A 25,141-nucleotide genomic window follows, 5' to 3' on the forward strand; every position below is an offset into this window, starting at 1 on the left:
AAAATCACTTTTTTTAGTAGTTCGATTTTACAGTTTTAGCTTCATCTTTCACTGCATTGAAATCTTCTTTTGCCTGATTGAATTTTGCTTTTCCTTCTTCGATGATTTCTTTACCGTTTGAAGAGATTGTGCTTACAATACCATCTAATTTTGTTTTGATGTTATCTCCGTAATCTTTTGATTTATCTTTGATTTTTTTTCTCGTGTTTGAACCTTTGTCCGGAGCGAATAATACTCCTAATAATGCTCCTGCCGCTGCAGCTCCTACGATTCCTAAAATGGTGTTACTTGCTTTCATAATATTTGATTTTTAATAGATTAATATATTTATTTAATGTTGATTCACTTTTAAACCTCTCGGCCTTTAATAAGTCTTAGTAATACTGCGATAATCGCAATTACTAGCAGTATATGAATAATGCTTCCAAAACTGTAAACAAAGAACCCAAGAGCCCACAGAATAACAAGTATTACTGCGATGGTATATAATAAGTTTGACATGGTTTTTTATTTAATGGTTAGTAATCAGTTTCTTAGTTCAACTTATACGATAGGTATAAAGTTAAGTTGCTGTTTTTTACATCCGGAGTTGTGAAAGTTTCTCCAGCAATAGTTCTTTCTTTTCCAACTGTTGTTAGACCGTAGTTGTAACGTAAACCAATGCTCAACGGACTAAAATCTACACCTACACCCATTGCGATACCAGCGTCAAATTTGTTTAAGTCGTCTCTGTCGATTTCTTCTTCAAATTCAAAATCTCCCACTCCTTTAACTTTAGAACTTACCAGGTAAGATGCGTATCCACCGGCGTGAATGTTAAAGTTTTTAGTAACATTTACTCTCACTAATAAAGGAACTTCGATATAATTTAATTTAAATTTTGCAGAACCGCTTGCAAAAGCACTGTTGTACTCTAATTCAGCACCTTTTGTTGTAAACAACACCTCTGGCTGAATGGCTACAAAATCTGAAATAGGCAGTGTTGCATATACACCGGCATTAAATCCGTATAAAGTTTTGTCGTCATCTATATCGTCACCACTGTCACGTAAATTCGACATATTGAATCCTCCTTTTACACCAAACTCTGTGTTTACATTATTGTCCTGAGCGTGCAGCATTCCAAATGAAGCTGAAATAAAAAGGGTTAAGGCGCATAAAAAATTTGTTTGCATTTTCATAATTAAAATAATTTAGTTAGTAATACGGGCTTTTAAATAATTCGTTTTTTTAATTTCTTTGATTAATAATGGTCTCCGTTTCTCTTAAGAGATCAAATTGTTCAGGCAAATACTTCAATACTAATTTTAAAATTATTTTATCGTTAGTGTCCTTTGAGACGTTTTCTAATAATTTAATCTGCTCTTCGAGGCATTCTTTCATAGAATTCAAATAAACCCTGTTGAATTCAGCCGGATTTGCGGTAATCAATTCGTAGGTATCTCTTTTGTGTGTTGCATTTATTTCAGATATTATAATAAGTTTCTTATTGGCCAATTCTGTTATTTCATGCAGCAGACGATTTTGATGGTTTTCGATTTTTTTACCTAAAATCACTATTGAATTTTCTGAACTTTGTTTTTGTGCAATTTGACTTTTCGAAATAATTGTTTTTCCAAGATTTGCCGTTTCAATAAAAAAGGAGGCTATTTTTTCTTCTTCTTCATTTTTTGTAAAAGCTTCGTTTTTCTTAAAAGTGTTTTCTATTGAATTATTTTTTTTGCATGATGAACCACACATTATAATTAATAAAATAAGTACTTTAAAAATCGCAGCTTTTAGTACGGGAATTTCTTTCATTATTACTTCTTGAAGTATTACATTACAAAGATGCTAACGAATACAACGTTTTGCTTTACAGCATAAAAAAGAAACGTTATATAATTCCCATAAAGAATTTATATAACGTTTAAGTAGTAGTGTTTTAAGGTGTTGCGGAGGTTAGTCCGGAAGAAATATCGTAAAAACAGATCCTTTATCGGGCTCACTGTCGGCCATGATATAGCCTTTATGATTGTCTACGATTTTCTTACAAATAGCCAAACCAATTCCAGTTCCGGGATAGTCGGTTTTTGAGTGCAGACGCTGAAACAAAATAAAGATTGTTTCTTTAAACTGCGGATCAAATCCCATTCCGTTATCTGTAAAAGTTATTTTGTAGAACTTTTTAATATTTTGGTCCAATTCAGGATAATCAGAAGAGTTTACTTTTGCACAGTCAATTGTAATAGCTGGTATAGTATCAGGTTTGCTGTATTTTAAAGAATTTCCAATTAGGTTAATGAAAAGCTGTTCGATCTGATAGGGTATAACTAGCAATTTTGGAAGTTTTGTTGCCATTATAACAGCACTTTTTTCCTCGATAACTTCTGTTAGTTCAGACTCTGCACTTTCCAGTAATTCATTTAAATTCGATTTTATGAATTCTTTTTTAGTGGTATTCGTTCTCGAAAACAATAAAAGATCATCAATTAATACACGCATTCTTTTTGCCGAAACTTCAATTTTGCTAATATAATCGCGCGCGCTTTGAGACATAACAGCCTTATCGGCATCTGAAACTCTGGAAATAAAGGTTTGTATTTTTCTAAGCGGTTCCTGTAAATCATGACTTGCAACATGATTAAAGGATGCCAGTTCTTTATTGCTTTTTTCAAGTTCTTTATTACGTTCCTGTAATTCGATGTTTAGCAGATGCTCATCTGTAATGTCAAAATTAATTCCCAGTAAAATTTTACTTCCCTGCTGATCGGTTAATAATTTTCCTGTCGATTTAAAATATCTGATTTCGTGGCTTGGAAGAACAACTTTATAATAAACAAAAGGAAGTTGTCTGTTTTTTAAAATCCCTTCAATAGAATTAGAAACATTTTCTTTGTCATCAGAATGAACAAAATCTAAAAAAGTTTCTTTTACAGGAACAAATGAACCGGGTTCATGACCTAATAAGCGGTATTGATTGTCTGAATAATCAATTTTATTGGCATCTAAATCCCATTGCCAGGTGCTGAACTTACCAATAGCTTCAGATTCTGCAATTAATCCGTTTGAAATAAGAAGTTTTTTATTGAAAATTTTCAAACGCTGAAAATCTTTACTGATTTGCCTGTAAGCTAACAGAATAAAAAATAAAGCCGTTAAGAATAAGGAAATAGAAAAAAGCGGACTTAATGAAATTTCGTCGTCGTAAATTTTAAGTCTGTTTTTAAGGTAGGTTTTTTCGATGTCGTTCATTTCGTCTACCTTGAAACGAATGTTTTCCATCAAAATTCGTCCTCCAAACATATGATTATCGAGTTTTCGTTTATCATATGTTTTGGGATCGCTGTATTTTAAACAATTTTCGAAAGAAACAAAACGCTGAATAATGAGTTTAAACAACTTTCGAAGATTCTCCTGCTGTGCAGGATTGTCTGCAGTTAATTTTTTTAATGTAATGAATGACGTGTTTACTTTATCTCTCGAATATATGTACGGAGTTAGAAAACGTGCATTTCGTGTAATAATATAACCTCTCTGGCCTGTTTCGGCATCTTTTATCGCCGACATTAATCTTTCGAGCTGAATGTTTATTTCATACGTATGCATAACCACTTTACTTGATTCATTCAAGTCCTGATTATGTTTGTAAGCAATAGAAGAAAGAAATAACAGAATGAAAACTGCGATTACAAAAATAACTCTCAAAGAGTTTGAAGAATTAAAATTTGGTATCCATTTCATTGTGGTATACTATTATTTTTATTTTAGTCGCAGCAAGAAATTATCACGATTTAACCCTGAGGTATGATAGTGCCAGTTTACTGTCACGACTTCATTAATTATTTTTTTCAGCGTATTAAAATCGCTTGGTTTTTTGATATAAATATTGGCGCCTTGTATAAACGTATCTTCAATATCTTCTTCAGATGATGAAGTAGAGTAAATCGCGATAATGATATTTTTAAGATGTTCTGTTTTTTTAATTTCAATTAAACACTCTTTACCGGTCTTTTTTGGCATATTTAAATCCAGAAACAAAATATCCGGAAGTTTAGTTTCCGGATCCATTAAATGATCCATTAGCTGCATTCCGTCGTGAACAAATTCTACATTAGTTTGTATTTTTATTTCTTCAAAAGCATCTTTAAAGAAAAGACGATCGTCTTCATCATCATCCGCCAATAAAATATATAATGCGTTTTTTTGCATTTTAGTGTGGTATTTGGGTTTTTATTTTAAATTTTCTCTACGTTTTTTAATTATTCTCTGAAATGCCGAAGGTGTAATTCCGGTAGTATTTTTAAATTGTGTACTTAAATGCGCAACACTAGAATAATTTAGTAAGAATGCGATTTCAGTTAAACTCATTTCGTTGATAATAATTAATTGTTTTGCTCTTTCAATTTTCTGTAAAATGATGAAGTTTTCGATAGACGAATATGTTACTTCTGAGAAAACATTCGATAAATAACCATAACTATGGTTCAGTTTTTCAGCCAAAAATACAGAACTTTTATAATTGTTGCTGTCTTCCATAAAGACAAGTTCAATTATGGCATCTTTTATTTTTTGTACTAAAACACTTTTCTGGTTTTCAACAACTTCAAAGCCGCAAGGACTCAAATTATTTTTTAAAGTTTCGAGAGCATCAGCATCAATATTGTCATCAATCTCAATCTCGCCAAACCCCAAACTGGTAAAATTAATATTATTTTGTTCCAGATTTTGTTTTAGATAAAGTGAACAGATGGTGTTAATGTCGAACTTTATAAATAGTTTCATTTTATAGAAAATTTTGGTTAAAGATAATTAATTTATTCGTGTTTACAGCGTTTAATGTTCATTAGAATTGGTAAACATTTATACTGTTAAATAAAATCCTCAAAAAAATACCGTCTAATATTTTGTTACTAGACGGTATTTCCTGATTGAGTCAGAAGGACTACAAATCTGACAGAATTTGATGAAATTCTTCTTTAGTTTTTCCCAGTTTTTGCTGTAGTTTTCCGTACATTTCGTCTTCCTTACCTTCAGCAAACATCAAATCGTCATCTGTTAATTCAGCATATTTTTGCTTCAATTTTCCTTTTAACTCATTCCAGTTTCCTTTTATCTCTGTAGTATTCATGATAGTGTTTTTTGTTTGTATTAATAGTAATGTAAAGTTGCGGTTTCTTTCTCTGTTTTTTGTTACAACAATTTAGAAGAACGCTGCATAATTCACATTTTGATTTTTTCTTATACCTGATAACGACGTAAAACCCAAGCCATTTTCTCATGTTCCTTTAATAGACCTGTAACAAAATCTGCAGAACCGGCATCGTTTGTTTCGTTTTCAAAAACCGGAATATAATCTCTAAACTCGGTTACCAGCTGCTCATGATTCTCCAGAAGTTCTTCCAGCATGTGTTTTTGCGAAGCATATTCTTTTGGTGATTCTTTTAAAGTCGAGTTTTCGATAAACTCTTTCATTGTTCCAATCGTTTTTTCACCAAGCTGGCTGATTCGTTCTGCAACCTCGTCGATTTGTGCTTCTAAAATGCGGTACTGATCTTCAAACAATTTATGAAGTTCCATAAAACTATTTCCTGAAATATTCCAGTGAAATTTTCTGGTTTTTACATAAAGTGTCATTTCATTTGATAGAATTGTGGCTAATATAGTAGAGCTCTTTTTTAAGTTCGCAGTCGATATTCCGATGTTTGGAGTCATAATTGTCTGATTTTTGGGTTCATACCAAAATTAAAAAGTAAGTGTTTGCTATTTCTTACATAATTAATAAAAGATGTTACATCAATTCAATGTTTTGGTAACATTTTAATGGTTTCATTATTGTAGTTTTGCCGCCAACTTAAAAACACAAAACCCAATAATTAATGAAAAAAAAATTACTTATTCTCTTTATTTTAGTTACCTCTTTACAAGCCGAAGCACAATCTTATATTGGTTATTTTCATGATAATTATGCAGGTGTTCAGAGTGTACTTTTTAACCCGGCTTCGATTGCCGATTCCCGTTTTAAAACCGATATTAATTTATTCTCTGTTAGTGGTTCTGTTCAGAACGATTTATATGGAGTAAAACTTTTTGATGTTTACAAAGACGGATATGATTTTGATACCGAGTCAAAAATGAGCCCGAAAAATGCCAATAACGGATTAGCAAATTTTGATATCATGGGACCGTCGTTTATGTTTAATATTGCACCAAAACATACGCTGGCTGTATTTACAAGAGCGAGATCTATTAGCAATGTAAACAAGATTAACGGATTTCTTGTAGATCAGGTTAAAGATGGTTTAGACAAGTCCAGCAATTTTAATTACAATTTAGGAAGTCCAAATGGTTCTGTAAATGCATGGGGAGAAGTTGGAATTTCGTATGCCGCAGTTTTATACCAAAACAACCAGCACTTTTTAAAAGGAGGTTTAACGGCTAAATATCTTCAGGGAGGAGCCAATGGATATGTTCAGGGGAAAAATGTAAGCGTAGCCTATCTTGAAAATACAGTAAATCCTAAAGAAGGATCTTTAATTTCAAGTGGAGAAATTACAGTAGGAGGAAGCCAGGATTGGGAAAATAATGAAGACTATGATTTTGATGCTGCTTCACGCGGATTCGGTTTTGATTTCGGATTGGTTTATGAATGGAGACCAGATTATGAAAAATACGATTTAAGAAATGCAAAACCTTCAGATAATAACTTTAGAGATTTAAACAAATACAAATTACGTTTTGGATTGTCTGTAACTGATATTGGATCTATAAGCTATAAAAACTCAAAAATTGATACTTATAATGTTAATGGATCTGTTACTCAGCAGATGATCGATGATGCTGATAATTTGTACGATTTCTTAAACGAGCATTATAACAAGGTTTCAAGTTCGAAAGGAGTTAAAACAAATCTGCCAACAGCTATTCACGCTGATGTAGATTGGAATATGTACAGAAAATTCTATTTGAATCTTAATGGTGATATTAGTATGGTTTCTGAGAATAAATTAAATTCATACGGAATTGCAGACAGAGTTACGCTAACACCTCGTTACGAAAGCAGATGGTTTAGTTTTTATCTGCCAATGACTTATATGGAATACAGCGGCATGCAGGCTGGAGCAGGTTTACGTGCAGGTGTTTTCTTCATTGGTTCTGGTTCTGTTTTGAGCAATTTAGTATCTAAAGAATCAAAAGGAGCTGATTTTCATCTTGGGATGAAAATTCCGGTTTACGAAAAACAATTTAAAGATACAGATGGAGACGGCGTAATCGATAAACAAGATGCTTGTAGAAAAGTTGCAGGTCCGGCTGAAAATAATGGCTGTCCCTGGCCTGATACAGATAAAGACGGTGTATTCGATAAAGATGATGCTTGTCCGGATGTTGCAGGACCAAAAGAAAATAAAGGATGTCCATGGAAAGATTCTGACGGAGATACTTTGTTAGATAATGTAGATGCATGTCCGGCAATAGCAGGTCCTGTAGAAAACAAAGGATGTCCTTGGCCGGATACAGACGGAGACGGGATTTTAGACAAAGACGATGTCTGTCCAAATGAAGCCGGATTACCGGAAAACAAGGGCTGTCCTAATCTGGATGCAGATAAAGACGGTGTTTTAGATAAAGACGACGCTTGTCCGTTAGTTTACGGTCCGGCAGATAATAAAGGTTGTCCGAAAGTTACAAAAGAAACATTGGCGCAGCTGAAAATGGAAGCAAAATCAATTTTCTTTACCACAGGAAAAGCAACTTTGAGCGATGCCAGAATGGGAGAAACTTCAGGAAGATTAGATGCAATTAAAGAAATCCTGAAAAATTACCCAAATGCGAAATTTGCAATTAACGGACATACAGATAATGTAGGGAATGCAAAAGCAAATCAGAAATTATCCGAAGCAAGAGCAAAAGTTGTAATGGATCTTTTAATAGAAAAAGGAGTAAATCCTGCTAATTTAAGTTCTAAAGGTTACGGAGCGACAAAACCGGTTAAATCAAATAAAACAGCATCTGGAAGAGCTGAAAACAGAAGAACAGAAATTGTTTATTTAGGCAATTTGTAATCTCTTTGGAATATATACCCAAAAAGCCATTCTTAATTGAGTGGCTTTTTTTATTTTTGCATACTTTTTAAAAAGAATTATTTCTTTGAAACAGAAGTCCTAAAAAAACAATATGACAACACAACAACTACACGAACAAATTCTTCAAAAAAAATCATTTTTATGCGTTGGCTTAGATCCGGATCTTACTAAAATTCCGGTACATTTATTAGAAACCGAAGATCCTATTTTCGAATTTAATAAAGCCATAATCGATGCTACTCACGATTTAACCGTAGGTTATAAGCCAAATACGGCTTTCTTTGAAGCTTACGGAATAAAAGGATGGATGTCACTGCAAAAAACAATCAATTACATCAACGAAAATTACCCTGATATTTTTACCATTGCCGATGCTAAACGCGGCGATATTGGAAATACTTCTAGCATGTATGCAAAAGCTTTTTTCGAAGATTTAAATTTTGATAGTGTAACCGTTGCACCATATATGGGAAAAGATTCTGTTGAGCCTTTTCTGGCTTTTGAAGACAAACATACAATTATGCTGGCTTTGACTTCAAATGAAGGCGCATTCGATTTTCAGACCCTAAATACTAACGGAACAGAATTATACAAAAAAGTTTTAGAAACCTCTAAAACCTGGAAAAACAGCCATAACCTGATGTATGTTGTAGGCGCAACAAAAGCAGAATATTTTGCTGATATCAGAAAAATTGTTCCGGACAGTTTTTTATTAGTTCCGGGAATTGGCGCACAGGGCGGCAGTTTATCTGAAGTATGCAAATACGGAATGAACGATAAAGTGGGATTATTGGTAAACTCGGCAAGGGCTATTATCTACGCTTCAAAAGGAACTGACTTTGCTGCAAAAGCAAGAGAAGAAGCATTAAAAGTGCAGCAGGAAATGAAGGAGATTATTGCTAATAAATAAAGTTTTCAGTCTCGCTCACAGTTTTCGGCCAACTGCATAAGACTGTGACTGAAGACTGCGACTGAAAACTAACAAAAATGAAACAGCTAAAAGATCAAATAGGTACAATTCATTCTTTTGAAACAGCTCCAAAACGAATTATTTCGCTGGTTCCGTCTCAAACCGAATTGCTTTATGATTTAGGTTTAGAAGATAAAATTATTGGGATTACAAAGTTTTGTGTGCATCCGTATCATTTAAAATCTACCAAAAAGATTGTAGGCGGTACAAAAAAAATCCATTTTGAAAAAATTAAACTTCTCGAGCCGGATATTATTATTTGCAATAAGGAGGAAAACACAGAAGAAATTGTAAAACAGCTGCAGGAAATCTGCCCGGTGTGGGTTACCAATATTGTTTCTGTTGAAGATAATTTTCAGATGATTTCAGATTTTGGTCAATTATTTAATTGCAGAACCGAATCGCAAAAGTGGAATGATAAATTGACTTTTGCCTTGAACGATTTCAAAAAATACATTCAGGATATTCGGGTACAAAAAGCAGCTTATTTTATTTGGAAAAATCCTTATATGGTCGCCGGAAAAGATACTTATATTAATGAGTTATTAAAGCTTAATCATTTCTCGAATATGTACGAAGACAAAGGGAGATATCCTGAAGTCGAACTTAAAAAAATGCGTTTAGAAGGCGATCCGGATATCGTTTTTCTTTCTTCAGAACCATATCCTTTTAAAGAAGAAGACGCTTTTGAGATTGGGCGCTTTACACATCATGCCAAAACTATCTTTGTTGATGGTGAAATGTTCTCCTGGCACGGGAGTAGATTATTAAAGGCTTTCCCTTATTTTAAATTACTGCATGAACGCCTTAAAAATTAATTTTTTTGTTTCAGATTTCAAGTTGTAGGAGCGCTTATGTTTAACCGCAAAGAGCGCAAAGGTTTACGCAAAGTTCGCAAAGTTTTTTAATACACGCTTTGCGAACTTTGTGTTTTGTATAAAGCGCTGCAAATAAGAACCTTGCGCTCTTCGCGGTTAATTAAATTCAGCAATCAACGTGAAACCTAAAAAAAACAAACCAAATTAATATAAAAAAAGAATGCCGGCATCTCGAAGACGCCGGCATTTATTTAACTAACCAAAACCAAAATAATAAATAACCAGTTTATTACACTACAAAGATCCGACATATATCAATCTTATGGTGTTAAGATCTTGTTATTACTTTGTTGGACATAAGTTAATATCAAAACTTTCCCACCTGCAATGTCTGTTTTTGACCCGAATTAAAAGAATTGAATGATTGAAATGAGCGTAATTCGTGGCAAAAAGCTCAGCGGTTAATTTATGTTCAAAGTAAATCAACTTGAAACTCGAAACCTGAAACTTGAAACTCGAAACCTGAAACTTGAAACAAAACAAACCAAGTTAGTATAAAAAAAGAATGCCGGCATCTCGAAGACGCCGGCATCATTTAACTAACCAAAACCAAAATAATAAATAACCAGTTTATTACACTACAAATGTCCGACATATATCAATCTTTTGCTGTTAAGGTTTTGTTATTACTTTGTTGACCATAAGTTAAGATTTGTCTAAACCTGTTTTTAAGCTTTCAGCAGCGTTAAATAATTTTTGGCTATCAAAATATAATAACAATCAATTTTGTTTATGAATATGCTGCGAATAAGTTTGTATATTTGATAAAACATTAAAAATCAGCAATATGGATTCAAGCAAAAAATTAACAACTGCAACGGGAACTCCCGTTCCAGATAACCAAAACATTCAAACTGCAGGCCCACGCGGACCGGTTTTATTACAAGATTTTTGGTTTTTAGAAAAAATGGCTCATTTTGATCGTGAGGTAATTCCGGAACGAAGAATGCACGCTAAAGGATCTGGAGCTTACGGAACTTTTACCGTAACGCACGATATTACAAAATATACGAGAGCCGATTTGTTTTCGGAAATTGGTAAAAAGACTGAGATGTTTGCACGTTTTTCTACTGTTGCAGGAGAAAGAGGTGCAGCTGATGCCGAAAGAGATATTCGAGGTTTTGCTTTGAAATTCTATACTAATGAAGGAAATTGGGATTTGGTAGGAAATAATACGCCTGTATTCTTTTTTAGAGATCCAATGAAGTTTCCTGATTTAAATCATGCTGTAAAACGTGATCCAAAAACCAACTTAAGAAGTGCTGATAACAATTGGGATTTTTGGACCTTATTACCCGAAGCTTTGCATCAGGTTACTATTGTAATGAGCGACAGAGGAATTCCGAGATCATACAGACAAATGCACGGATTTGGAAGCCATACTTTTAGTTTCATCAATCATCAAAACGAAAGACATTATGTGAAATTTCACTTTGTAACCCAGCAGGGAATTGATAACCTTTCTGATGAAGAAGCGGCTCAATTAGTAGGAGGGGACAGAGAAAGCCATCAAAGAGATTTATTTGATGCTATTGAAGAAGGGAATTTCCCGAAATGGAAATTATTCGTTCAGATCATGTCTGAAGAACAAGCTGAAACATATCGTTTCCATCCTTTTGATTTGACTAAAGTTTGGTTAAAAAGTGATTTTCCATTAATTCCTGTTGGAGAATTTGAATTAAACAAAAACCCTGAAAACTATTTTGCCGAAGTTGAACAAGCTGCTTTTAATCCGGCGCATGTTGTTCCCGGAATTAGTTTTTCACCAGATAAAATGCTGCAAGCCCGTTTGTTTTCTTATGGAGATGCACATAGATACCGTTTAGGAGTTAACAATTTCCAAATTCCGGTGAACTCGTCAAGATGTCCTTACAATACTTTCCATAGAGACGGAGCGATGCGTGTAGACGGAAATAACGGTTCTAAAAAACATTACGAACCAAATAGCTTTGGAGAATTACAGGAACAGCCTGAATTTAAAGAACCGCCATTGAAACTTCATGGTGATGCCTGGGCGCATAATTTTAGAGAAGATGACAACGATTATTTTACACAGCCTGGTTTATTATTCCGTTTACTAACTCCGGAGAAAAAACAATTATTGTTTAAAAATACAGCAGCACAAGTAGGAGGTGCTCAAAAATTTATTCAGATTCGTCACATCAGAAACTGTTATAAAGCCGATCCTGCTTACGGAGAAGGAGTTGCAAATGCTCTTGGCTTAACAATGGATGAAGTAAATACTTTTGATGATCCAAGGTTGGCGATTGTTGTTCGTTAATTGAGGTTCTGAGTTTCTAAGTTGCCTGGGGACTAAGGTTCAAAAGTGACAAAGCTCAAGTCTTTATAAAATTAAACCCGACAGGTTTTTAAAAGCCTGTCGGGTTTGCTGTTTTTATAGGTGTTATTCTGAGCTAAGACAATCGTTTTATAAGTTTTCAGATTAAAAAAAGCTTTCAAATTAAAAACAAACCAGCGAATATCAGTTTAATCGGTTTAATTCGCGGTCAAAAACGTAGTGCCTTAGTCTCTCAAAATCTTAGTAATTAAGAAAAAACAACTGTTTTATTGCTGTAAACCATTGTTTTGCGTTCGGCATGTAATTTTATAGCTCGTGCCAGAACGATTCTTTCCAGATCTCTTCCCTTCATGATAAAATCTTCAACTGAGTGAATATGTGAGACTCTGGCGATATCCTGTTCGATAATTGGTCCTTCGTCTAATTCCTCTGTAACATAATGACTCGTTGCGCCAATAATTTTCACCCCGCGTTTAAAAGCTGAATGATAAGGTTTTGCGCCCGGAAAAGCGGGTAAAAATGAATGGTGGATATTGATAATTTTATTTTCGTAAAGCTTTATTAAATTTGGCGTAATAATCTGCATGTAGCGCGCCAGAACTATAAAATTGATTTGGTATCTTTTTAATAATTCAATTTGTTTGGCCTCTCCCTCTTCCTTGTTATCTTTTGTAAAAGGCACACAATGAAACGGAATATCAAAACGTTCCGCAATTGATCTTAAATCATTGTGATTGCTTATAATGACCGGAATTTCAACATTTAATTCCCCGGCACTGTATCTTCCTAAAATATCAAACAAACAGTGATCGTATTTTGAAACGAATAAGGCCATTTTTGGTTTTTGTTCCTGATTGTACAAATCCCATGACATATTAAAATCGGCAGCAAGTGTTTTATCAAATTCTTCTTTTAAGCTTTCAATTGTAATTTTAGGATTGGTAAATTCACATTCCAATCGCATAAAAAATACATTTTGCTCCACATCAACATGCTGATCAATGTAGGTAATGTTTCCTTCTACTTTTGCAATAAATGCAGTTACTGCAGCAATAATACCTTTTTGGTCTTTACAGTGAATAAGAATGGTTATTTTTTGCATTTTGGTTTATTTTGGTTAGTGGCAAAGCAACAGGGGTTCAGAATTACAAAGTCACTTTGAACCTTTGTCTCTCTGAGCCTTTGAAACTTCAAAAAAGCTATTTTCCGTCCTGCATTGCAAAAACACTTTTTAATAAAGGTGTTGTTCTGGCGCTTATATTGTTACGGATTTCTTTTTCTTCTACAGCAATCATTTTAAAAACACCGGATAAAGCCTGAGTTGTTGTATAATCAGTTAAATCTGGATTTACTTTTTTAACTAATGGAATGGTGTTGTATTTGTTGATGATTTTTGTCCAAACGACATCGGCGCCTACTTTTTCAAAAGAACTTTTGATCACCGGATTAAATTTTCCGTATAAGGCCGTTGTAGTGCTCCCTTGCAAATAACTTGTGGCAGCGCTGTCGTTTCCTAATAAAATATTTTTAGCATCTGTAAAAGACATATTTTTTACTGCTGATACAAATATTGGAGTTGCTTCTTTCACTGCATCTTCAGCCGCACGGTTCAGCATTTTGATTCCTTCATCTGCAAGTGAACTTAAACCCACCTTACGCAAAGTAGCGTCTACCTTTTGTAATTCTGCGGGCATTAAAATTTTTACAGCTTCATTTTTATAAAAACCATCAACTGCGGTTAATTTACTCACTTGTTGCGTAATTCCTTTATTAAGAGCTTCTTTTAATCCGGAAGCAATATCTACACCGCCAACTCCAGGCAGCTGAGATGATATTTGAGGTAATTGGTTTAGAGTTTGTTGTACTTGTGCACAAGAAGTAAGAGAAAAGGTAATGGCTAATAAAAAAATCTTTTTCATTTTATGGGGTTTTATTAAGTTTCAAAAATACTACATATTCAAAAATAAAGCCACAATTTTATTTAAATGGAAGTAACATTTTGTTGTAAACTTAACATGAAGAAAATTAGTGTCTTAGAAACTTAGTTTCTCAGAGCCTTAAATATTACGGCCAGGACATTCGGAGATTGTATTCATAATAGGTTTTGCTCGAAATGTAAGTGGGCTGCAGTTGTATTATGGGCATATTATGAGCATCAAACAATTGAACACGTATGATTTTCTCTTTGGAGTCATCTTCCATATTAATGTTTCCTTCGGCGGCGTCGATTAATTTCTTTTTTTTCAGGTACAAGTCTGGTTTTTCAATACTAAATTCCATAGCTGCTTCTCCCTGGAGTTTTAGATTGCATCCAAGTAAATTTCCATTACTGTCAAAGGATTCAATTCTTCTCAAATATTTATTTTCATAATAAAATATTTCAAAAGCAATACTGCAGGAGGCTTTCTGTAGTTTATTATTGGATAGTCTAAAACGAAGTATCTGGTTTTTTGCATTTGTAAATTCAATCGAACCATTTCCGTTGGCATTAATTGTATTATGTACTACTCTTGCAGGTTTTGAGAATTGTTTAATTCTATCAATATAAACTTGATAATTGCCGGCAGATTGTGCAAATGAAGCGGCACACAGAAAAAGTGCTGTGAATAAAAAGAAAAAAGATTTCATTTAATTTTTTTGATTGTGTAAATAGACTTTTATTTCTGAAGTAAATCTATTTCTTCATCAGTTTTTTCAATATAAACCGACATTTGATCGTACTTCCATTTTCCTCTTTTGACGGCTTTAACAAATAAAGTTCCTTTTCCTTTAGGGCCTTTCAGCGGAATTTGTAAATCGCATTCGCCACTATTATTAGTTGTGTTGATACTTCCTGAAACCATTCCGTCAGTTTCAATTGGGCTTCCCAATTTTTCGACTAGTAATTTATTGTTTTGAACCGCTGCTATTGATTCTTTGTAGGCATCAGAATCTTTCATTATAGTAGTAACGCTAAAAAATATGCCTCCAATAAAAAGTCCAAAAAAGACAATAAGGCTCAAACACCCGGTTGGAACAAACCATTTCCAGTTTCGGTCCCACCAATTTTTCCTAACTTCAGCGTTGTCGTCTTCCATATAAATAGATTTATTTTGATACTGAAAGATAGGATTTTTTAAAATAAATTGATTTTAAATTAAGTATCTATTTTCAATCTTTTTTAATTGTTTTTGTGTGTAATGTTATAGCTGTGTTAAATAATTATCATGTTCTACATAAGGTTCCAGATCAATGGGATCTATTTTGGCTATGTCTTTTATATCTATAATTTCACATCCTTTTGGTTGTTGCTTTTCTAATTCGGTTGCAAAATCATCCGAGCAATATAAATATCGGTATATATTTGATTTGAGTGGATAATTTTCATAAGCAAGCATAAATAAATGACTCTTAATTTCCTGATTAAAATGTAGGACCAATGCCTTTTTCTCTCCATAGTCTCCATAAATATCATCGCCTTCTTCATATTCTTCATCACCTTCATAAATCTGGTTAAGATAATCGAGGTCGAATTTGTCAAGGTCTATTTTTTTTAGACTTGATTTTTTCATATCTATAACCTGCTCTATTAAATAGCGGTCTTCATTCTTTTTTTGAATAACATAATATTGCTCATCTTCAAATGTTTTACTGTTTTCATACATTACTCGTGTCTTAATGCATATCCAATTTTCCTCCAGAACATTAAACTTGTTCATGACATTCATGAACTTTTGAGTAATTAAGTAAAGATTATTTCCTGTCCCTATCTGAAAAATATCGTTTTTGAATTTTCCTGATCCCCATGTAATGTAAAGTAATTCTTCCGACAAGTTTTTGTGCCATTCGTTATCTATGCTGGCATCAATATTTTTTGTTTTCTTACTATATCGATTCTTAAAGTCATAATCTTCTTTATTTCTTACCAAAAAACCACTAATATGTCCAGGGCAGGATTTCTCTTTTTTTCGGGCAATTATTTTTGTCATGATTTTGTTTTTACGAAAAGTTCTTTTATAAAATTATCGTATAGAAGCATAACTATTAGTAAAAAGGCGACCTTGTCCTATTTCTATTAAAGTCTTATTAGGATCTCCATAATCATCAGACATGATAGAAGCCAGTTGTACATTTTTAATTCCTTTAATTTCGTTATTTACTTTATCCAGTTCTCCGGATAAAATAATCAGGTTTTGATATTTTGAAATTAAATTGTTATTCTTTAATTCTCCCTCACTATGCAAAAGAACAGAAAACTTATTTGCTTCTCCAGAGATAAAAGAGCCTTTTCCTTCCCATGTTTCTGTTTTGGTATCATAAGAATAGATAGTAAAGTTTTTAAAATCAACACATAGTTTTGCTGTGTTTTGGTTGGATAGCGTGAGCAATGATGCACCAAGACTAACACCTAAGTAACCATCATTAAAATTAGACATGGTACAACGAAGAGGATCAATTGTATAAACACCTTCTACATTAGGAGGTGTTAAACCTTTATGAATGGTGATACCAAGATCATCAATTGCTTTTTGCATGGTAGTGTTCACATAGTAATCATAGGAGTTTTTTTCCGGATTAACATTTTCATCTTCGTTAGAATCATTAGAGGAACATGATGTTATGCCTAAAAAAAGGCAAAGCAAAAATAATTTGATAGTAGTGGTTTTCATAGTTTTAGAATAGGATTGCAAAGTAGCGGCAAAGATCTAAAAAAAATGAAAGGAGAAATACCATTATAAGTTTAAAAACTTATAATATAAGGTTGTTTCTTACTCAAAAAAAATCGAGAATCCGGTTTAAAGGATTCTCGATTATACTATTTAAAATTTTTCTAAAATTAGTTTGAAGACACAGCTTGTGTTGAAAGCACGTTATTTAATTCAGTATCTTTTTCGTAAACATCCTGAAAGAAACCAACTTCTCCGTTTTCATTTACCAATGAGGTAAAGTAGGTAATGTAAATTGGTATTTTTTTAGAAAGTTTAAAACTGTTTTCTGTTTTACCGGCCATAGCTTTATCAATTTTTTCCTGAGTCCATTCAGGATAATCTTTCAGCATTGCTGCTGCTAATTCTTTTGCCATTTTTACATTTATACAACCATGGCTGAATGTTCTTTTTTCAAAATCGAATAAAGTTTTAGACGGTGTATCGTGCATATAGATATCATCCGGATTTGGAAACATGAATTTAACCAAACCTAATGAATTTCCAGGGCCCGGTTTTTGTCTTACCTGGCCATTTACGATTTCCATATTCTTTTCTGCCAGATAATTTGGATCTGCAGCGATTTTAGATTTTAATTCATTGTTTACAATACTTTGTGGTACTGTCCAGTAAGGGCTGAAAACGATTCTGTCAATTTCACTGTTAAAGATGGTTGTTTTGGTTAACGGAGCTCCCACAAATACACTTGATGTTAATTGTATTTTTCCGTTTTTAACATAAATTAATTCATAGGAAGGAACATTTACTAAAACATACTCATCGCTATTGGCAATTTGAGCCGAAATAGCACGGCATCTTTCCATGTTAAGTTTTAGTGTTTCCACTTTATCCGAAACCGGAATATTCATTTCTTTAATATGTTCTTCTGCCAGAATATAGTTTGGTTTAAAACCATTACGAACTTTATATTTCATTACAGCATCCATCAATTCACGGTCATAAACGTTGCTTTTAGAATCATTTTTTAAATCTCCCAATAAATATAAACGAGTTCTGACTTGCGAAATAGTGCTTGAAACAGCATCCGGGCGTAATTCTTTATAAGGCATTTCTTCCGGAACAATAGGTTTCCATTTATTTGAGCGTTCTAATTTTTTATATTTTTTTAGAACATCTTGTAATTTATAATACTGATCGTATTCTACTTTAATGTTCTCTGTTGAAGAAGCTGCAGCTGTAGCTTCTTCAATTGTACTATAGTTTAAGAAATCTTTAAGCATAGCATCATAAGACACTTTTTTATTAGACTCTGAATTGCTTTTTTTAGCATATACTATATATAAAGAACTTAAAAGCATATCGGCATCTGTTTTGGAAAGATTGGTTTTTGATGAAGAATCAAAAAGCTGATCTATTTCTTTTTGATAAGGAATAACCAAATCATTTGTTTTTTTTGCTTTTTCATACAAAACAGTTCCAAATTCATTGATATCATCTTCGTCAAACCAGATAGATCCAAGAGATCTGTTTTTGTATAATGACATTACATCAGATTTATACTTTTTTAAATCAGTATATTTTTTGAAGAAATCATTTGAAACACTGTTTTTTACATCATCATTATCTGAATTATTGTAAAAGTTCAGCGCGGCTGGAGTTGTGTGCTCTCTAGATTCAATATTTTCATACTTACTAAAAGATAAAATACTAAAGCTAAGAGCTAAAATTAAGCTTAGTGGATATAATGTTTTCATTTTCATTTTAATTTTTACGTTACTACTTAGATTCGAAAGTTTTGGTAAAAATTTGGGGCCTTTTCTACACTGCTAAATTACTTTAGGATCCTGAGAATGAGTTGCTTTATTAAATTTAGATTTTGCAAAATTGCCATGTTGTAGGTTTATATAGTATAAATCAAATAGTTAGTGAAATTGTTACCCATAGAAGTACGAAATCGATATATTTTTTAAAAACATAAAGCTTTATGCATAAACAAATATTAAAATATTTTGTAAATTGCCTCCATAAAATTATCATATTCATAAAATGGAACAACAAATACCATATATTCCTAAAAATAAAGTAAGAATTGTCACAGCTGCTTCGCTTTTTGACGGCCATGATGCTGCAATTAATATAATGCGTCGTATTATACAATCAACGGGAGTTGAGGTAATTCACCTTGGTCATGACCGAAGTGTAGAAGAAGTGGTTAATACCGCTATTCAGGAAGATGCCAATGCTATTGCAATGACTTCTTACCAGGGCGGACACAATGAATACTTTAAATATATGTATGATCTGCTTCATGAAAAAGGAGCAGGGCACATTAAAATTTTTGGAGGCGGAGGCGGTGTAATTCTGCCAAGCGAAATTTCAGAATTACATGAATATGGTATTACAAGAATTTATGCTCCGGACGATGGCCGTTCTTTAGGCTTACAGGGAATGATTAATGATTTGGTACAGCAGTCAGATTTTCCTATTGGAGACAAATTAAATGGAGAAGTAGATCATATAGAGAATAAAGTTCCAACAGCAATTGCCCGTTTAATTTCGGCAGCTGAGAATTTTCCTGAAATAGCAAAACCGGTTTTTGATAAAATTCATGAAAGTAATACCGATTCTAAAATTCCGGTTTTAGGAATTACAGGAACAGGCGGTGCCGGAAAATCTTCGTTGGTAGATGAACTGGTTCGTCGTTTTTTAATTGATTTTCCAGAGAAAACAATCGGGTTAATTTCTGTCGATCCTTCGAAAAGAAAAACCGGAGGAGCACTTTTAGGAGACAGAATCCGTATGAATGCGATTAATAATCCACGTGTGTATATGCGTTCGCTGGCAACACGTCAGTCGAATTTGGCTTTGTCTAAATATGTAGCCGAAGCGATTCAGGTTTTAAAAGCGGCGAAATATGATTTGATTATTTTGGAAACTTCAGGAATTGGACAGTCTGATACCGAGATTATGGACCATTCTGATGTATCCTTATATGTAATGACACCAGAATTTGGAGCTGCAACACAATTGGAAAAAATCGACATGCTTGATTTTGCCGATTTAGTAGCTTTAAATAAATTTGATAAAAGAGGTGCTCTTGATGCTTTGCGCGATGTAAAAAAACAATACCAGCGCAATCATAATCTTTGGGATAAAAATCCTGATGAAATGCCAGTTTTCGGAACGATTGCTTCTCAGTTTAATGATCCGGGTATGAACACGCTTTACAAAGCGATTATGGATAAAGTAGTCGAAAAAACCGATTCAGACCTGAAATCGACTTTTGAGATTACGAAAGAAATGAGTGAGAAAATCTTCGTGATTCCGCCTCACAGAACCCGTTATTTATCTGAAATTGCAGAAAATAACCGCAGTTATGACGAAATAGCGCTTTCGCAGCAAAAAGTAGCACAGAAATTATACGGAATTTTCAAAACCATAGAATCAGTTTCAGGGAAAGTTCCTCAAATTAATAAAGCAGGAATTGATGATGCTTCTGTATTAACTGGTGGTTTTCAGGAACATGACGAAAACAGGATCTTTTTAAATCTTTTACTCAATCAGTTTGATAAAGTAAAAATGGACTTAGATCCGTACAATTGGGAAATTATTCTGAATTGGGCTGATAAAGTAGTCAAATATAAAAATCCGGTTTACTCCTTTAAAGTTCGTGATAAGGAAATTAAGATTGCAACGCATTCTGAAAGCTTATCGCATTTACAAATCCCGAAAATTGCTTTGCCTAAATACGAAGGCTGGGGCGATATACTGCGTTGGAATTTACAGGAAAATGTTCCGGGTGAATTTCCTTTTGCTTCAGGATTGTATCCGTTTAAGCGTGAAGGTGAAGATCCGTCAAGAATGTTTGCGGGCGAGGGCGGACCAGAGCGTACCAACAAACGTTTTCATTATGTAAGTGCAGGCTTACCGGCAAAACGACTTTCCACCGCTTTTGACAGTGTAACTTTATACGGAAATGATCCAGATTTGCGTCCGGATATTTACGGGAAAATTGGGAATGCCGGAGTTTCGATCTGCTGTTTAGACGATGCCAAAAAACTATATTCCGGTTTTGATTTGGTTCATGCTTTAACTTCGGTAAGTATGACGATAAATGGGCCGGCGCCTATGCTGCTTGGCTTTTTTATGAATGCGGCAATCGATCAGCAATGCGAGTATTATATTAAGGAGAACGAATTAGAGAAAGAAGTTGAAGCAAAAATCAACAAAATATATAAAGATAAAGGAATCGAAAGACCAAGATACCAAGGCGATTTACCTGCAGGAAACAATGGTTTAGGATTAATGCTTTTGGGCGTTACAGGAGATCAGGTTTTACCTTTGGAAGTTTATAACGAAATAAAAGCCAAAACTTTATCACAAGTTCGTGGAACGGTTCAGGCTGATATTTTAAAAGAAGACCAGGCGCAGAATACTTGTATTTTCTCAACCGAATTTGCACTTCGATTAATGGGTGACGTTCAGGAATATTTCATTACCAAAAACGTTCGTAATTTCTATTCGGTTTCGATTTCAGGATATCATATTGCCGAGGCGGGAGCCAACCCAATTACGCAATTGGCATTTACGCTTTCTAATGGTTTCACTTACGTGGAATATTATTTGAGCCGAGGCATGAACATCAACGATTTTGGACCAAATTTATCATTCTTCTTCTCCAACGGAGTAGATCCGGAATATTCTGTAATTGGTCGTGTGGCACGTAAAATTTGGGCGAAAGCCATGAAAAACAAATACGGAGCCAACGAAAGAGCGCAGATGTTGAAATATCATATTCAAACTTCAGGACGTTCGTTACACGCTCAGGAAATTGATTTTAACGATATCAGAACGACTTTACAGGCTTTGTACGCTATTTACGATAACTGTAATTCGTTACATACTAATGCCTACGATGAAGCGATTACAACGCCAACAGAAGAATCTGTACGTCGTGCCATGGCGATTCAGCTGATTATTAATAAAGAATTAGGTTTAGCCAAAAACGAAAACCCAATTCAAGGTTCATTCATTATCGAAGAATTAACCGATTTAGTTGAGGCCGCAGTTCTTCAGGAATTCGACAGAATTACTGAAAGAGGAGGAGTTTTGGGAGCAATGGAAACCATGTACCAAAGATCTAAAATTCAGGAAGAAAGTTTGTATTACGAAACCCTGAAACACAACGGCGATTTCCCAATTGTGGGTGTAAATACGTTCCTGAGTTCAAAAGGTTCTCCAACGGTTATTCCGGCAGAAGTAATTCGTGCTACAGAAGAAGAAAAACAATACCAGATTACCATGCTGGATAATTTGCATCAATTCCACGAAGCAAAAGTAAACGAGCATTTAAATAACCTGCAGCAAGCAGCAATTAAAAACGAAAATTTATTCGACCATTTAATGGAAGCTACAAAAGTTTGTTCGCTGGGTCAGATTACTGCGGCATTGTTTGAAGTGGGTGGGCAGTATAGAAGGAATATGTAGAATTTTTGATTTTTAATGATATGAAAAAACCTCTCAAGAATTTGGGAGGTTTTTTTTGTTTGGCATTATATCTTTTTAAGCCAAAAGAAGAAAAATAATTTTGTGTAATGTTACATGTTGATAAAATTTCATGCACTTTGTCATTTCGACGAAGGAGAAATCTCCGCATGCTGAGCACACTCTGTTGCGGAGTTACTTGTGAAGATTTCTTCTTCGTCGAAATGACAAGATTGCGGTTATTTTTCAAGAAGTTTTATAAAAGTTCCGAAGGAACGAAACATATTGTAGGGAAGGATTTTAATCCGTCCATGACGAAGAAATGTATGGATGGATTTTACGTTCAAGACAAAGAAATGTATTGATCCGTCCAAAAGAAATGTATAATTGAAATAAACGTTATGCATAAAAAAAAGCAGCTTCTGTATAAAGAAGCTGCTTTTCTAATTTTTCTTGGGGCAAAAAATTAACGACGGAAAGATGGACTTTCATTAACTGACTGGTCTAACTTTACAGTCTTCATTTTTTTAGCAGCAACTTTAATTTCGTGTTTAGCAACTTTGTCGTTTGCTTTTACTTCAAGAACATAAGTGCCGGCCGGAAAACCTTCCAGGCTTATTGTTTTTGAAACCTCCAATTTGTTTGCTGCAGATTCTCCCGCATAAAGTAAATTGTGATTTTCGTCGTAGATAGAAAAAGATGATTTTTCAACGGTGTCTAAAGTAAAGCTAACTACTTTTCCGTTTCCGGTTTGAATGTTTAAAATGTAATCTCCTTTTCCGTCAATGGCGTAAGTGAATAATGTTGCTAAAAAAAAGGCCGCAACTAACCCGGTTTTGGTAAATTTTGTCATGTTTTTTTTAATGTTTATTACTAAATGTGGAACGGCCAAAACTACAAATAGAAATTTAATTTTCTGCAAAAAAATCACCTTTTTTGATAGATAAAATGCTGAATTAAAACTATTTCGGTGTTTTGTCTACGCTATGTACGTAAATACGGGGCTTGCGGATTTATTTTTTTTAATATTTTTTAATGGGGTATAAATCAGCTATCTGGATTTATTAAGAATAATTTTTCAAAAAAAATAAAAGAAGAAATTTTAGTTGAGTTTAGAGCAAAAAAAAACAGCCCAATAACCACAAAGAGCTGTTTTTAAAACAATCACAGTTTTAACTTTACTAACTATCTAACCTTATTTTATACTTATGAGAAGTATAACTTTTTTAGCGCACTGCTACGCTTGTATTTTTAGCAGAATACCCTGCTTTATAAACTGATGAAACTGCTTTTGAAGATAATACAGTTGTATCATCAGTAATTGTAATTTCATGTCTCACTTTTTTTACATTGTCTTCGGCTTCTAAAAAGTAAGTTCCTTCCGGAAATTCTTCCAAGCTGAAAGTTCTTAATATTCCATCTTTACCTGAAGCAGTTTCAGAATAAATTAGAGATCCGTCTTTATCGTAAATGGCCAGGTTTGCTTTTTGAACTCTGTTAAGAGCAAATGTTATAAGCTTTCCGTTTGCTTTTATTACATGAAGATTAAAATCTTCATTACCATCAATTGCATATGTACTCATTCCGGTGAATAGTACTGCACATACTAAACTCAATTTTAAAATCTTTTTCATAGTTCTTAGTTTTTAAATTATTAGTTTAATTCTCTGATGTAAAAGTACTTAAGGACTACAAAAAATATATCTGCTCTATTTTCCAATTTCGATGCTGTATTCTCATTTACGAAACCGTTATAGGTTAAAATTTGAATTATATTTATCGTATTTGTTAATTCAGTTATTATTTTTCAACGTTTTTGCGAATTGATAAACTTACCTTTATCTTACAATTTCGTAATGATGAAGTATGAATAATAAGCCAGGTGTTATTCTTACTTTACCAAAAAGTAAAGCACAAAAAAAACAGCTCAATAACCACAAAGAGCTGTTTTTAAAACTTACGTTTTTAAACTTTACTAACTATCTAACCTCATTTTTATACTGTATGCGAGTATAAATTTTTTAGTGCACTGCTGCACTTATATTTTATGCAGAAATCTGCGAATTAAAGTGCCGAAAGTGCTTTTGAAGACAAAACAGAAGTTTCGTTTGTAATCGTAATTTCGTGTCTTGCTTTTTTGAAATTGTCTTCAATTTCTAAGAAGTAGGTTCCTGCCGGAAATTCTTCTAAACTAAATGTTCTTAAAATTCCATCTTTACCAGATGCATTTTCAGAATAGATTAAACTGCCATTTTTATCATAAATACTAATGTTTGCTTTTTGAACCTGATTTAAAGCAAAAGTTATCAGTTTTCCATTAGCTTTTAAAACGTGTAAGTTAAAAGCGTTATTCCCGTCAATCGCATAACTGCTTAATCCTGATAAAAGCAATGCAGCTGCTAAACTTAATTTTGAAATCTTTTTCATAGTATTAGTTTTTAAAAATTATTAGCTCTAATTCTCTGATGTAAAATTACTTTAGTTGCATGTGTTTTTTGTTTACTCTATTTTCCAATTTCGATGCTGTATTCTCATTTACGAAACCGTTATAGGTTAAAATTTAAATTATATTTATCTTTTTCGTTAATTCGGTTAATATTTTTCAATTTTTTTGTAAAAAGAGTTTCTTGAAAAGGTGCAAAGGTTCAGAGGTTCAGAGGGACAAAGGGTAACTTCAATATTTGAATAAAAAGTTTATAGAAGAAGCGGGGATTTTAATGATGTAGATATTTTAAAAAAGCATCTAAAGAGATATAGACAGCGCTTGAAACCGCTGAGACGCAATACAATAATGTGGTTTT

The 25,141-nt window shown here is 33.4% G+C and carries 24 protein-coding genes; 5 read left to right on the forward strand and 19 right to left on the reverse strand.

Annotation, left to right across the window (positions count from 1 at the left end):
• Positions 1-13: 13 nt before the first annotated feature.
• The 9 genes from BKM63_RS12505 to BKM63_RS12540 all read right to left on the reverse strand — a co-directional run bounded on the left by BKM63_RS12505 (position 14) and on the right by BKM63_RS12540 (position 5,694).
• Positions 14-298, reverse strand: coding sequence for a YtxH domain-containing protein (locus BKM63_RS12505; protein WP_071636913.1), 285 nt, complete (start codon positions 296-298; stop codon positions 14-16).
• A gap of 50 nt (positions 299-348) precedes the next feature.
• Positions 349-501: a lmo0937 family membrane protein gene (locus BKM63_RS23515; protein ID WP_111365189.1), complete on the reverse strand. Its 153-nt coding sequence runs from the start codon at positions 499-501 to the stop codon at positions 349-351.
• Positions 502-533: 32 nt separating this feature from the next.
• Positions 534-1,181, reverse strand: a complete 648-nt coding sequence (locus BKM63_RS12510; RefSeq protein ID WP_071636914.1) for a porin family protein — start codon at positions 1,179-1,181, stop codon at positions 534-536.
• A gap of 49 nt (positions 1,182-1,230) precedes the next feature.
• Positions 1,231-1,800 carry a DUF4142 domain-containing protein gene (locus tag BKM63_RS12515; RefSeq protein ID WP_071636915.1) on the reverse strand — a complete coding sequence of 190 codons (570 nt, stop codon included), beginning with the start codon at positions 1,798-1,800 and terminating at the stop codon, positions 1,231-1,233.
• A 141-nt stretch (positions 1,801-1,941) separates the two neighbouring features.
• On the reverse strand, positions 1,942-3,723 hold the full coding sequence (locus tag BKM63_RS12520; RefSeq protein ID WP_071636916.1) for a sensor histidine kinase: 1,782 nt from the start codon (positions 3,721-3,723) through the stop codon (positions 1,942-1,944).
• An 18-nt stretch (positions 3,724-3,741) separates the two neighbouring features.
• Entirely contained in the window at positions 3,742-4,191 is a 450-nt protein-coding gene (locus BKM63_RS12525) for a response regulator (RefSeq protein WP_071636917.1), read from the reverse strand.
• Positions 4,192-4,212: 21 nt separating this feature from the next.
• A complete protein-coding gene (locus BKM63_RS12530; RefSeq protein WP_071636918.1) occupies positions 4,213-4,764 on the reverse strand; it encodes a helix-turn-helix domain-containing protein in 552 nt (183 codons plus the stop codon).
• Between the two features lie 160 nt (positions 4,765-4,924).
• Entirely contained in the window at positions 4,925-5,110 is a 186-nt protein-coding gene (locus BKM63_RS12535) for a CsbD family protein (protein WP_071636919.1), read from the reverse strand.
• A 110-nt stretch (positions 5,111-5,220) separates the two neighbouring features.
• Entirely contained in the window at positions 5,221-5,694 is a 474-nt protein-coding gene (locus BKM63_RS12540; RefSeq protein ID WP_071636920.1) for a Dps family protein, read from the reverse strand.
• Positions 5,695-5,858: 164 nt separating this feature from the next.
• Here BKM63_RS12540 and BKM63_RS12545 point away from each other — a divergent pair, with 164 nt between their 5' ends.
• From BKM63_RS12545 to BKM63_RS12560, 4 genes are all read left to right on the forward strand, one after another.
• A complete protein-coding gene (locus BKM63_RS12545; protein WP_071636921.1) occupies positions 5,859-8,042 on the forward strand; it encodes a DUF5723 family protein in 2,184 nt (727 codons plus the stop codon).
• A gap of 112 nt (positions 8,043-8,154) precedes the next feature.
• Positions 8,155-8,973, forward strand: a complete 819-nt coding sequence (gene pyrF, locus BKM63_RS12550) for an orotidine-5'-phosphate decarboxylase (protein WP_071636922.1) — start codon at positions 8,155-8,157, stop codon at positions 8,971-8,973.
• 77 nt (positions 8,974-9,050) lie between these two features.
• On the forward strand, positions 9,051-9,851 hold the full coding sequence (locus BKM63_RS12555) for an ABC transporter substrate-binding protein (RefSeq protein WP_071636923.1): 801 nt from the start codon (positions 9,051-9,053) through the stop codon (positions 9,849-9,851).
• Between the two features lie 847 nt (positions 9,852-10,698).
• Positions 10,699-12,192: a catalase gene (locus BKM63_RS12560; protein WP_071636924.1), complete on the forward strand. Its 1,494-nt coding sequence runs from the start codon at positions 10,699-10,701 to the stop codon at positions 12,190-12,192.
• A gap of 265 nt (positions 12,193-12,457) precedes the next feature.
• Here BKM63_RS12560 and purU read toward each other — a convergent pair whose 3' ends face one another.
• From purU to BKM63_RS12595, 7 genes are all read right to left on the reverse strand, one after another.
• Positions 12,458-13,312 carry a formyltetrahydrofolate deformylase gene (gene purU / locus BKM63_RS12565; RefSeq protein ID WP_071636925.1) on the reverse strand — a complete coding sequence of 285 codons (855 nt, stop codon included), beginning with the start codon at positions 13,310-13,312 and terminating at the stop codon, positions 12,458-12,460.
• Between the two features lie 97 nt (positions 13,313-13,409).
• Complete coding sequence (locus tag BKM63_RS12570) at positions 13,410-14,129, reverse strand: DUF4197 domain-containing protein (RefSeq protein WP_071636926.1); 720 nt, start codon at positions 14,127-14,129, stop codon at positions 13,410-13,412.
• Between the two features lie 145 nt (positions 14,130-14,274).
• Positions 14,275-14,838: a hypothetical protein gene (locus BKM63_RS12575; protein WP_071636927.1), complete on the reverse strand. Its 564-nt coding sequence runs from the start codon at positions 14,836-14,838 to the stop codon at positions 14,275-14,277.
• Between the two features lie 29 nt (positions 14,839-14,867).
• On the reverse strand, positions 14,868-15,287 hold the full coding sequence (locus tag BKM63_RS12580; RefSeq protein ID WP_071636928.1) for a cytochrome c oxidase assembly factor Coa1 family protein: 420 nt from the start codon (positions 15,285-15,287) through the stop codon (positions 14,868-14,870).
• Positions 15,288-15,392: 105 nt separating this feature from the next.
• The gene (locus tag BKM63_RS12585; RefSeq protein WP_071636929.1) at positions 15,393-16,178 is read right to left on the reverse strand and encodes a hypothetical protein; all 786 of its coding nucleotides are present in this window, start codon (positions 16,176-16,178) and stop codon (positions 15,393-15,395) included.
• 33 nt (positions 16,179-16,211) lie between these two features.
• Positions 16,212-16,859 carry a hypothetical protein gene (locus tag BKM63_RS12590; RefSeq protein WP_071636930.1) on the reverse strand — a complete coding sequence of 216 codons (648 nt, stop codon included), beginning with the start codon at positions 16,857-16,859 and terminating at the stop codon, positions 16,212-16,214.
• 167 nt (positions 16,860-17,026) lie between these two features.
• The gene (locus BKM63_RS12595; protein ID WP_071637357.1) at positions 17,027-18,610 is read right to left on the reverse strand and encodes a L,D-transpeptidase family protein; all 1,584 of its coding nucleotides are present in this window, start codon (positions 18,608-18,610) and stop codon (positions 17,027-17,029) included.
• Between the two features lie 292 nt (positions 18,611-18,902).
• Here BKM63_RS12595 and BKM63_RS12600 point away from each other — a divergent pair, with 292 nt between their 5' ends.
• The gene (locus BKM63_RS12600; protein ID WP_071636931.1) at positions 18,903-22,343 is read left to right on the forward strand and encodes a methylmalonyl-CoA mutase family protein; all 3,441 of its coding nucleotides are present in this window, start codon (positions 18,903-18,905) and stop codon (positions 22,341-22,343) included.
• 463 nt (positions 22,344-22,806) lie between these two features.
• Here BKM63_RS12600 and BKM63_RS12610 read toward each other — a convergent pair whose 3' ends face one another.
• From BKM63_RS12610 to BKM63_RS12620, 3 genes are all read right to left on the reverse strand, one after another.
• Positions 22,807-23,193, reverse strand: a complete 387-nt coding sequence (locus BKM63_RS12610; protein ID WP_071637358.1) for a secretion protein — start codon at positions 23,191-23,193, stop codon at positions 22,807-22,809.
• Between the two features lie 373 nt (positions 23,194-23,566).
• A complete protein-coding gene (locus BKM63_RS12615; RefSeq protein WP_071636933.1) occupies positions 23,567-23,974 on the reverse strand; it encodes a secretion protein in 408 nt (135 codons plus the stop codon).
• A gap of 430 nt (positions 23,975-24,404) precedes the next feature.
• On the reverse strand, positions 24,405-24,767 hold the full coding sequence (locus BKM63_RS12620; RefSeq protein WP_071636934.1) for a T9SS type A sorting domain-containing protein: 363 nt from the start codon (positions 24,765-24,767) through the stop codon (positions 24,405-24,407).
• Positions 24,768-25,141: the final 374 nt, after the last annotated feature.

Origin of the sequence: Flavobacterium johnsoniae (assembly GCF_001879205.1) — a bacterium.
Taxonomy (GTDB): Bacteria; Bacteroidota; Bacteroidia; order Flavobacteriales; family Flavobacteriaceae; genus Flavobacterium; species Flavobacterium johnsoniae_A.